At 46.7% G+C, this 12530-nt stretch carries 5 protein-coding genes; 4 read left to right on the forward strand and 1 reads right to left on the reverse strand.

Annotated elements, in window-relative coordinates; all coding sequences use genetic code 11:
• Positions 1–196: 196 nt before the first annotated feature.
• A complete protein-coding gene (locus AB5026_RS07345) occupies positions 197–7759 on the forward strand; it encodes a leucine-rich repeat protein (RefSeq protein WP_368213057.1) in 7563 nt (2520 codons plus the stop codon).
• 10 nt (positions 7760–7769) lie between these two features.
• Entirely contained in the window at positions 7770–8567 is a 798-nt protein-coding gene (locus AB5026_RS07350; RefSeq protein ID WP_173739825.1) for a leucine-rich repeat protein, read from the forward strand.
• A 164-nt stretch (positions 8568–8731) separates the two neighbouring features.
• On the opposite strand, the gene AB5026_RS07355 is transcribed toward AB5026_RS07350, so the two are convergent.
• Positions 8732–9397, reverse strand: a complete 666-nt coding sequence (locus AB5026_RS07355) for a hemolysin III family protein (protein ID WP_368213058.1) — start codon at positions 9395–9397, stop codon at positions 8732–8734.
• 343 nt (positions 9398–9740) lie between these two features.
• Between AB5026_RS07355 and ppk1 the strand changes: the two genes are divergently transcribed.
• Together ppk1 and AB5026_RS07365 are read left to right on the forward strand one after the other, a co-directional pair.
• Positions 9741–11858 carry a polyphosphate kinase 1 gene (gene ppk1, locus AB5026_RS07360; protein WP_368213067.1) on the forward strand — a complete coding sequence of 706 codons (2118 nt, stop codon included), beginning with the start codon at positions 9741–9743 and terminating at the stop codon, positions 11856–11858.
• A 113-nt stretch (positions 11859–11971) separates the two neighbouring features.
• On the forward strand, positions 11972–12520 hold the full coding sequence (locus AB5026_RS07365) for a stage V sporulation T C-terminal domain-containing protein (protein ID WP_147603694.1): 549 nt from the start codon (positions 11972–11974) through the stop codon (positions 12518–12520).
• Positions 12521–12530: the final 10 nt, after the last annotated feature.

Below are 12530 nucleotides of genomic sequence, written 5' to 3' on the forward strand. Positions count from 1 at the left end.
TTCTGTACGATACCAATACCAGAGCTTTTCGCTTTTTTTTGTATACACGGCAGGCGAACAGCTGCAACGGAGGCAGAAAAAGACGCTTTATGATAATAAAAATCAAATATTTGGAATTGTGCGAATATTGTGAATATGGTAGAATAAACACAAAAATCAAAGAACTCAGTCAGCTGAGAAGAGGAAAGGAAAGAGGATGAAAAAGACAAAAGATTTCTGTCTCCGGCTTATGTGCTGTTTTCTGTTTCTGGGGTTATTTTGTGGAACAGAGGTTTTTGCAGCAGTTCAGGAGGGTAAGCCAGGAGAAACATTTTCCGGGGAATATGCAGTTATCATTAACACAGATACCACAAATCCCGGAAATACGGGAACCTTGCAGTTTGACGGGACATCGGCACAGGCGGCGGACTCTGAAGCAGAAGATTATGCAGTCGTGCAGGGTGGAAGCAATGCATCGGCGCAGGCGGCAACAGAGGAAACTGCGGGAGAGGCAGCAGATGTGGGGCAGGTACAGAGTTTGGAGGATGATCAGCTGCAGGCATACATGCAGGATGACCAACCGATGCTGACTGCTGTACAGGCTGCGGCGACCACCTATCAGGTAGGTGAAAAAAAGTACATCTATAGAACTAACGGCCATGATACATATGGAAAAACATATGTCTGCATCGGAGTTGGGGAACACTGCTATGTGTGGATGGATGAGACCCTGAAGGCAGATTACGATACCGCAGGGAAAACAGCTCTGATCGCTGCGGATATGGCAGCTGTCTACGATGGTCAGCCTTACCGTATCCTTAACCAGCTTTGCGCAGGTGATTTTCCGGCACAGGATGGCTCAGGCAAGCTGTCGATCCTGCTGGAGTCTTTAAGTAGCGCCAGCGGTATGTATATGTATGATGAAGGGATCACAGCGATCCATATCAACACACCGTCAGCATCCTCTTATGTTTCGGGGGAGATGTCAAAGCGAAATGGCCTTCTTGTTCATGAGGGACAGCATGCAATCCTCTGGCTGAAAACCGGATTTATGAGTACCGGCAGATATTCGTGGCTGAATGAGGGTCTTGCAGTGGCTGTCATGGACTATCTCTGGGGAGGAACGGACAGCAGCGGCTGGCTGAATGGTATTGGAAGTAATACGGCCATCCGTTCAGGGGCTTCGCTGATCTACGAGAATTACCGGGATGACAATGCACAGGACTATGGAATGCCGTATCTTTTTGTAAGATATGTTATCGACCGGATGGCAGGAAGCTATCAGCCTATGAAGGTGCTTCCAAAGTTTTATACGATCGATGCTTCTTCTCTCAGCTGTGAGCAATATCTGGAGAAAGTAACCGGAGTTTCTTTTAAGGAGCTTATGGCAGATTTTTATACGGCAGTTGCAGCCGGTGAGAGCTCCGGTAAATACAGCTTTTACGGGGATACCATTGCTGCGGCAAAGGCAGCGACATTCCCGGTTTATGCAGGAGATAGCAATGAAAACCATACATTGCCGGCAGCATCGGCAATCCTGGTGAAGCTGTCGAACGGTAAGTTTACCGTTCCGACGGATGGCTCCGCAGGGATTGTTTATCGTATCATTGGAAGCAGAAGCTCTTCCCTTGCACCGGCAGAGGGAGATGGTACGTCTGCAAATCCATATAAGATATCTTCGATCGATGATCTTAATCTAATCCAGGCGAACCAGGGAGCATACTATCGTCTGACAAAAAATATCAGTACAGACGGAAGGACAAATTTTTCGGCATCGTATTTTAGCGGAACGCTGGACGGAGCCGGTTTCACAATAACCGGTCTCCAAAAGCCTCTGATCCAGCAGAATGCAGGAACGATAAAGGATCTGAATATTGTTGCGGATTTTGATTATGACAGTCATGATATCCATGGTGTTGTGGCACAGTATAATACCGGTAAGATCCAGGATTGCAGGGTAACCGGAACGGTAACAGGACATATGGGATCTACCAGTTCCATGAGCCATCCGGCTTTTGGCGGGATTGTCGGAGAGAATGAGGTGGCCGGTACTATCAGCGGCTGTTCGTCCGGAGTAAATATTTCCATATCCATGACAGCTACAGACAGCTATGTTGGTGGTATCGCAGGAGTAAACATTGGTACTATTGAAAAATGTGTTGCAGGAGGAAATCTTTCTGTCACACAGGCTAACGGAAATTCTTATCAGGTTTACCTTGGAGGTATTGCCGGCCGGATCGAACAGTTTGGAAACATGGGCGGATATGTGAAACAGTGTGCTTTTACAGGTACGCTTCGCGTGACTGGCGGAACAGCAGTTACAGGTCAGATCTGTGCACAGGTAAATGCAAATGTACTCAATTCTGCTATCGGTCTGAATGGACATGTTTCGGACTGTTATGGTAAAAACGGCCAGGGAGCGCTCATCGGGACAAACACGGAACAGACGCTTACAACAGGCGGTGTTCTTACAGCAGAGCAGATGAAGGATCCGAACTCATATAAAGGCTGGAGCTTTGACGGAGACTGGCAGATTTCCAAGGATGGACTGCCGGAACGTGCAGATGCATCGGCGATCAGATCGCTTTCTGTTTCCGGTGTACCGACAAAATGTTACGTGGGAGAAGTTCCGGCGTACTGGGGAAGGCTTATTGTTAATAATTCTACATCAGTAACGATCACGAAGGATATGATCGCCGGATTTGAAAATTCGGAAACGGGGACAAGGGAACTGACGATCAATTATAAGGGAAAACAGATCAGCTGGTCTATGACAGTCGAAAAACCATCTGCCAGTGATATTACAAGTATTGTGCTTTCCGGGCGTCCGAAGACGACATACAGTGAAAACCAGAAGTTTGATCCTTCAGGCGCCAGCTTTTTTGCTACAATAGGTGGACGTTATGTATATATTTACAGTGGCTTTTCCTATGATAAAACAGGTCCGCTGAAGTCTGCGGATACATCCGTGGTATTTAATTATTTTGGAAAAGAAATTCCGGTAAGTATTACGGTAACAGCCAGAAAAGCAACGAAGCTTTCCGTGCTTGCAGCACCGGCAAAAACTCAGTTTATAGTTGGGAATACGCTGGATCTGTCCGGTGTAAAACTGCAGATCACATATAATGATGGGACGCAGACCCCGATATTTAAAGCGGATGAGCTGGAGAAATATGGTGTTCATGTTGCTTTTGGAAAGAATGGATCTTTTACAACAGTTGCAGCAGATAAGGTTCTGGAAAGTGATGACAGTGGAAGTACGATCGTATTTTATGCGACGGATAAACTGCCGTCAGAGTATGGCTCGGTAGTTGTGGCGTCATCGACGATCACGGTGCGGAGTCCGCTGACTGTACCGGCACTGGATTTGTATGTCAGTGCAGGAAAAAGTGCGGTGCAGTATCCGTGCACAGATAATGTGACTGGTGGAAGTGGAACGTATGCGACTACAGTAATTGAGGAAAAGCTGCCGGCAGGATTGACACGCACGAATCTGCCCGGAGAAAAATATAATGCTTTTGGCTATACGGGTGTTGTTACGGCGTCAGCCGGAGATTACAGTTCACAGTATAAGATCAGCGATACAGAGACACAGGAGAGTATTCAGGTGACTGTGACGATCCATGTGGTTCCTTCTGATCAGGCTGCATTTTACAGTTTTGTGCTTAAGAAGGTGGAAAATCCTGGACTGAAGCAGGATGTTATCGGTGCGATCGGTGAGGATACGATCGTTCTTCGGGTGCCGAAGGGGACGAATGTTACAAAATTGAAGCCTTCGATTGATTATGGCTCAGGTATGGGAACTGGACTTTCTTCAGACTTCTGGAATGGTTCGACGCATGATTTTACCAGCCCGGTTGTATATACGCTTACAGCGCCGGATGGGGTTACAAAGAAGTCTTATACGGTAAGTGTGGAATTTTATGATGATACTTCGGAGGAAGTACAGTCTGGTGACGAGATTCTTTCACCGGCTGATAATACGAAGATCAGCTGTAAGGACAGTGAGGAGGTTATCTTTAAAGGATGGGCCGGAGACAGTTCAAAAGAGATTTCACTTTTTAAATATGTGGTAAATGGAATCAGTTATACTACATCCGCGAATGCCACTACACAGACAATCCCGAATGCCAGGGCATATGAAGTGAAGATTTCTGGAAGTAGCTTGAAGGAAGGAAATAATACTCTGGAAATCTGGGTGATGTATGTTGATAATTCAGGCACCGGAAGCGGCGGCACTTTAAAGAAACTCGGCACAAGAACTGTTGTTAAGGAAGGCCACAAAGCAGTGAAAGACGCAGCGGTAGCAGCTACCTGTGAGACCGCAGGAAAGACAGAAGGAAGCCATTGCAGCGTCTGCAATACAGTAATAAAGGCTCAGACTACAGTGGCGGCATTAGGTCACAACTGGGACAGCGGAAAAGTGACAAAGGCAGCGACCTGCACTGCAACCGGAACAAAAACTTACACCTGCAGCCGATGTAAGAAGACCCGAACAGAAACAATCGCGGCAACCGGCCACAAAGAAGTGAAAGATGCAGCAGTAGCGGCCACCTGCGAAACAACCGGAAAGACAGAAGGAAGTCACTGTAGTGTCTGCAACACAGTGATCAAAGCTCAGACTACAGTAGCAGCATTAGGTCACAGCTGGGACGGCGGAAAAGTGGCAAAAGCAGCCACCTGTACCGCCGCTGGAACGAAGACCTACACCTGCACTCGGTGCAAGAAAACACGCACAGAAACGATCGCAGCCACAGGCCACAAGGTAGTAAAAGACACAGCGGTAGCAGCCACCTGTGAGACAACCGGAAAAACAGAAGGAAGCCACTGTAGCGTATGCGGAACTGTACTCAAAGCCCAGACCACAGTGGCAGCGTTAGGTCACAGCTGGGACGGCGGAAAGATAACAAAAGCAGCAACCTGTACCGCAGCCGGAACGAAGACCTACACCTGTACTCGGTGCAAGAAAACACGAACAGAAACAATCGCAGCTACAGGTCATAAAGCAGTAAAGGATGCAGCCGTAGCAGCCACTTGCGAGACAACCGGAAAGACAGAAGGAAGCCACTGCAGTGTCTGCGGAACTGTACTCAAGGCTCAGACCACAGTGGCAGCATTAGGCCACAGTTGGGACAATGGAAAAGTAACAAAGGCAGTGACCTGTACCGCAGCCGGAACAAAGACCTACACCTGTACCCGCTGCAAGAAAACACGAACAGAAACAATCGCAGCCACAGGTCACAAGGCAGTGAAAGATGCAGCAGTAGCAGCCACCTGCGAGACAACCGGAAAGACAGAAGGAAGTCATTGCAGCGTCTGCAATACGGTAATAAAGGCTCAGGCCACAGTGGCAGCATTAGGCCACAGCTGGGACGGCGGAAAGATAACAAAGGCAGCAACCTGCACCGCAGCCGGAACAAAGACCTACACCTGTACCCGCTGCAAAAAGACACGAACAGAGACAATCGCAGCCACCGGCCACAAGGCAGTAAAAGACGCAGCAGTAGCAGCCACCTGCGAGACAACCGGAAAGACGGAAGGAAGCCATTGCAGCGTCTGCGGAACTGTACTCAAGGCTCAGACCACAACAGCAGCGTTAGGCCACAGCTGGGACAATGGAAAGGTAACAAAGGCAGCCACCTGTACCGCAACCGGAACAAAGACCTACACCTGTACCCGCTGCAAGAAAACACGAACAGAAACAATCGCAGCCACCGGCCACAAGGCAGTAAAAGACGCAGCGGTAGCAGCCACCTGTGAGACAGCAGGAAAAACAGAAGGAAGTCACTGCAGCGTCTGCAACACAGTACTCAAAGCGCAGACTACAGTGGCAGCGTTAGGCCACAGCTGGGACGGCGGAAAGATAACAAAAGCAGCAACCTGCACCGCAGCCGGAACGAAGACTTACACCTGTACCCGCTGCAAGAAAACACGCACAGAAACCATAGTAGCCACAGGCCACAAGGTAGTAAAAGACGCCGCGGTAGCAGCCACCTGCGAGACAACCGGAAAGACGGAAGGAAGCCATTGCAGCGTATGCGGAACTGTACTCAAGGCCCAGACCACAGTAGCAGCGTTAGGCCATGATTACGGAGAGTGGAAAACAATAAAGGCTGCAACTTATACAGAACCGGGACAGGCAGAAAGAGTTTGCAGGAGAAATGCATCACACAAAGAATACAGACAGCTTCCGATACTGGAAAAAGCGAAGATCGATCTGTCAGCCTGCAGCATTCAGTTGTCAGAACAGACCTATGTATATGATGGAACCGAAAAAACACCGACAGTAACCATCACTTACAACGAAAAAACACTGACAGAAGGAAAAGACTACCAGGTATATTTCGCAGATAATGTAAATCCAGGAACAGCAAAGATCACTGCGATCGCCAAAACCGACAGCGATTATACAGGAACAGCCACAATAACCTTTGAGATCCGAAAATCACTTCCGGAAAATGCAACTGTGATCGAACCGGGCGCATTCAGCAACTGTACAAATCTGGTGAATCTGAATATCAAAGAAAACGTAACAGAAATAGGTGACAACGCATTTGCAGACAGCAAAAATCTGCAGAATATCTATTTCTACGGCAACAGTCCGAAACTCGGAAATAACATCTTCAAAAATGTAACTGCAACTGTATACTATCCATACACAGACAAAACCTGGTCCCTGGATATCCTTCGGGATTACGGTGGAAATATTACCTGGGTACCATGGGATCCAAAAACAGGCAGTCCGGCAAAACGAAGCCTTGCACTGTGCGATATCAGGATCGCAGAGCAGAAATACACCTATGACGGAACCGAAAAAACACCGGAAATGATCATCATGGATGGAAACTATACACTGCAGAAAAATACAGATTACACCGTAAAATGCAGCAATAACACCAATGCGGGAAATGCAGAACTGGAGATCACAGGAGCCGGAAATTACAGCGGAACCTATAAAGCAGGATTCCTCATCGAACAGACAGAGCCGAGCCTGAAATTTGACAAAAAAACAATAACTGTAAAATACGGCACAAAACCATTCCTCTGTGTGCTGTCTGAAAAAACAACAGATGGAACCATAACCTACAGTTCCAGCAACCCGAAAGTTGCAGCTGTCGATCCATCCACCGGTAAAGTAACCATCAAAGGCGGAGGAACCGCGGCGATCATGGCATACGCTGCAAAGGGAACCAATTATACCTCCGGTTCCACATTCTGCACCATCAAAGTAACGAAACGCAGCAATACCATCAAAGCATCCAATATCCGGCGGACCTGGTATGCAAAAGCCAGAAAGATCAGCATCAATGCAAAAGCTTCCGGAAAAGCTCAGCTGAAATATTCTTCCAGCAGTAAATCTGTAAAAGTAGACAAACAAGGAAGGATCACCATTGCGGCAAAATTCACCGGCAGTGCAAGGATCACGATCCGTTCTTCTGCCACAGCAGGATATAATGCCGCCACAAAGAGTATTACAGTCACAGTGAATCCGGCAGGAACCACCCTGACGACAGCAAAGAACCTGTCCGGCAGAAAAGCGCAGATCACATGGAAGAAAAACCGATACGTGACCGGATATGAGATCCAGTATTCCGTAAACAAAAATTTCAGATCCGGCAGCAAAAAAACAGTGGCCGGAGTATCCAAAACGAAATACACGCTGACAAAGCTTCAGAAAAACAAAACGTATTATGTAAGGATCCGCACATACAAAAAATCAGGAACAAAGAAATACTATTCTTCCTGGAGCAAGGTAAAAGCAGTAAGGATCAGAAAGTAGAGGCATGGAAATGAGGATAAATAAAAAAATACTTGCAGGGCTTACAGCAGTCAGTATGCTGACCTGCGGGATATGGATGGAAAGTGTTTTTGCGGCGGATACATTCAGTGCGGAGGAGTCAGCAGAAGCTGTATCGGATACTGTGACGGATCTGTCGGCAGAATCCATTACAGGGATTGAAACAGGAGAAGCTCCGGCAATGGATGCAGCAGAAATTTCCGAAGCAGAACCGGAAAATAAATCTGAGATCTCAGAGACACCAGACATGTCAGAGGAACCGGCAGTACCGGATGATACGGAAACAGCGGACGTTTCAGAGGCACCGGATAATCCGGAGACACAAGATACATCGGAAATACCGGAAGAAATAGAGCTTCCGGAAAATGAAGAAGCGGACATTCCGCAGGAAATGCTCCCGGATGATCAGGAAGATCAGCCGGAAGCAGCATTTGAGGAGAGCGCAGCATCGGAAGATATGGAAACAGAAATCGATCCGGCAGGAGAAAAGAGTGGTTTTTGCGGAGCGGAGGAGAATACCGTATCCTGGAGCCTTGATGAAAACGGAGTTCTCGAGATCACAGGACAGGGAGCTATGAATGAATGGCAAAATGAGGAAGAAGTCCCCTGGAATGGATACCGCGACCAGATAACAGAGGTCCGGATCGAGGAAGGCGTTACCAGCATCGGACCTTATGCATTTGCAGACTGCGAAAATCTTGTAAAGCTTGACATTGCGGACAGCGTTCAGACTATAGGTGCATTTGCATATTTTAACTGCAGTGGCCTTTCCACACTGACCATCGGCTGAGATCATCGGGATCACAGGCCGGATCAGGTATAATAAGAAGCCCCGGAACACGAGGCAACTTCAGAGAAGTCATAACTTCAACTTCCTGAGGTCTGCCCGTATTCCGGGGCTTTAAGTTTTGCAGATATTCGAGGAGGCTTTTATCCATCTGACTACAGAGTAACTCAGTGGATTGCCATACCGGCTACGAAGAAATACATTACAACAAAATGGCACACACTTCCCAGCATCACAAAAACATGAAATACTTCGTGGGAACCGAAATTCTTATGCTTCGCATTGAAGATCGGAAGCTTCAAAGCATAGATCACACCGCCGATGGTATAGATGATACCGCCGGCAAGGAGCCATCCGAAGCCTGCGCGGGGCAGATTGTGGAAGATCGGAACAAAAGCAAGTACACACAGCCAGCCCATTCCAATGTAGATCACAGAGGAAAGCCATTTCGGGCAGTTGATCCAGCAGCCCTTGAGGATCATTCCGATGATGGCAACGGTCCATACGAGGGCACAGAGGATATAGCCGGTGCGTCCGTGGAGAACGATCAGGCATACAGGAGTGTAGCTGCCGGCGATCATCACAAAGATCATCATGTGATCCATTTTTTTCAGACGGCGGTTCACCTTGACTGTAGAGTTTACGGAATGGTAAAGTGTGCTTGCCAGGTAAAGAAGGATCATGGTAAGGATAAAAACACTTACTGCAAAAACATGGAGAATGTCTGCGCTTCTGGCCGCCTTCACGATCAGCGGAGTGGCTCCGGCCACGGCAAGAAGCATGCCGATTCCGTGGGTTATGGCACTTCCCGGATCTTTTAATTTAAATTTCATATAAAAACACCTCCTGCAAAAAAACTGCTGTTTATATCATATGGACAACTTCATGATCAGTTCATCAATGATGGATCATAGTGACGTTTCACGATATAGCAATGTAGAAATTGATAAAATAACATGTAGTATTCAAAACTACATATCAAGTATATGAATACTATACCACTATTATTCAAAAATGCAACCCCTAATTTCAAAAAAAATTTTATCAGGATTTTACAAAGTCTTGTTATTGAATAAACATTCGATCAGTATACTTGTATGCAAACCGTGAAGCAAAGGCATTCATGAACCTGCAGTCAGGCAAAATCTGGATGCCTGCTTGATATGATACGGATAAATACAGACAAAGTCGGCCGAAAAAGAAAAATACATGGCGACGCAGGAGGAAAAAATGGCAGATACAATATACATGAACAGGGAATTATCCTGGCTGAAGTTTAATGAAAGGGTACTTGAGGAGGCTGAGAATCCGGAAAATCCGCTGTGTGAACGCCTCACATTTGCGTCTATCTATCAGAGCAACCTGGATGAATTTTATATGGTACGTGTGGGATCTCTGGTGGATCAGATGCTTCTGGCAAAGGATATCCGTGAAAATAAAACCAATATGACGCCGGAGGAACAGCTGGACGCGATTCTTGCCAGAACAAAAAAGCTGAACCGGAAAAGAGATGTGGTTTATGAAGAAATCATGGAAAATCTGGAACAATATGGCATACATATGCTGAATTTCCATAAGATCGAAAAAGAGGATCGCAATTATCTGGAACGCTATTTTGAAGCAGAGGTTGCTCCGGTTATTTCTCCGTCTATCGTCGGAAAAAGACAGCCGTTTCCATTTCTCCGGAATAAGGAGATCTATGCGGTAGTAGTTCTGGAAACAAAAAAAGGAAAAGAAAAGCTGGGTATCATTCCGTGCAGCAGTGCAGGTATCCAGCGTCTGATCCCGGTTCCGGGAAAAACCGGTACCTACATGCTGTCTGAAGAGCTGATCCTTCACTTTGTTTCAAAAATCTTCAAGGGCTATCACATCAAGGCAAAATCCCTGCTTCGTATCACCAGAAATGCGGATATTGACGCAGATGCTCTTTATGATGAAGATCTGGATTACCGTGAGTTTATGGTAGAGCTGATCAAGGCAAGAAAGAAACTGGCGCCGATCCGTCTGGAGCTGTCAAGAGAAATGGACGGAGATGTTGTTGAAACACTTTGCGAGTATCTGGAAGTGGACAAGAATTATGTGTTCCGGGGAGATATACCGCTGGATCTTTCTTTTGTATTCCAGATCCAGGACGGCCTGAGAAAAAGAACAGAGCTTTTTTATGAAAAAAGAATTCCTCAGAAATCTCCTCTGTTTAACAGCCACGAACCGATTCTTGACCAGATCGCAAAAAAGGACCGTTTTCTTTCCTATCCATATGAAAGCATCAAGCCGTTTCTTACAATGCTCCATGAGGCTGCCAATGATGAGGATGTAGTTTCCATTAAGATGACACTTTACCGTGTGGCAAAACAGAGTAAGGTTGTGGAGGCTCTGATCGAAGCAGCAGAAAACGGAAAGGAAGTTTTCGTTCTGGTGGAGCTGAAGGCACGTTTTGATGAGGAGAACAATATCGGATGGTCACGGCTTCTGGAGGATGCGGGCTGTCATGTGATCTACGGTCTGGACGGCTATAAGGTACACTCCAAGCTTTGCCAGATCATGAAGAAAAAAGACGGAAATGTGGAATATTATACACAGATCGGAACAGGAAACTATAATGAAAAAACAGCCCGTCTGTATACAGACCTTTCTCTTATGACTGCGGATCCGAAGATCGGAACGGAAGCGGCCAGAGTATTCCAGGCACTGGCAATGGGAGAAACCGTTGAAGATATGGAGCATCTTCTTGTGGCACCAAGATGTCTTCAGAACAAAGTGCTTGCCATGATCGATGAGGAGATCAAGCATGCGAAGGCCGGAGAACAGGCATATATCGGTCTGAAAATGAATTCTCTGACAGATAAACGTATTATGAACAAGCTTGTAGAAGCATCCTGTGCAGGAGTACACATTGATATGGTGATCCGTGGTATCTGCTGTCTGATCCCGGGAGTGAAGGGGCAGACAGAAAATATCCACATTATCAGTATTGTAGGACGTTTTCTGGAGCATTCCCGTATTTATATTTTCGGAACACAGGAGAGAGCAAGGATCTATATTTCCTCTGCAGACTTTATGACAAGAAATACTCTTCGTCGTGTAGAAGTTGCGGCGCCTATCGAGGATCCGGATATCCGTATGCAGATCCAGGAAATGTTTGTGACAATGCTCAGTGATAATCGAAAAGCAAGGATCATGAACAATAAGGGAAATTATAAGATCGAACCATCCGATAATGCTCCGCTTAATTCTCAGGAAGTATTTCTGCAGCAGGCATACGACAATGCGGCTCCTGCAGCGACAGATAAATAAGAGATTTTTATGCATATTTCTCCCAGTTTTTCGCATAATAACCATATGAAAAACAAATGGTTGACATAACATTGACGTACAATGAACAGAAAATACAGGAGGAATTCAGGAAGATGAAAGCAACGGGAATTGTTCGCAGGATCGATGATCTGGGCAGGGTTGTGATTCCAAAAGAGATACGAAAGACACTGCGGATCAAGGAAGGAACGCCACTGGAGATTTTTACAGACAGAGAAGGACAGATCATCCTGAAAAAATATTCGCCTATTGGAGAATTGAATTCGTTTGCTGTGGAATATGCGGAAGCGCTGGTACAGACCACCGGACTGACGGCATGTATCACGGATCGTGATCAGGTGGTGGCGGCATGTGGCAGCGGAAGCCGGGAACTGGAAGGAAAAGAGATCAGTTCTGAGCTGGATGCAGTCATTGCCGGCAGAGAATGCAGACTGATCAGTCGGAGCAGCAGGGAAAATATCCCGATCATTGTCGATGACAGTGATTCTTTTGAACGAAAAATGATACAGCCTGTTCTGTGTGCCAGCGATGCGATCGGGGCCGTGATCCTTCTGTCCAGAAGCGAAAAAGCGGAAATGGGTGACACGGAGCGTGCACTTGTCCGCACAGCAGCCGGTTTTCTTGGCAGACAGATGGAGCAGTAAACGTGCATCA

Origin of the sequence: Blautia sp. RTP21359st1_E11_RTP21359_211015, assembly GCF_040910705.1 — a bacterium.
GTDB lineage: Bacteria > Bacillota > Clostridia > Lachnospirales > Lachnospiraceae > Blautia_A > Blautia_A fusiformis.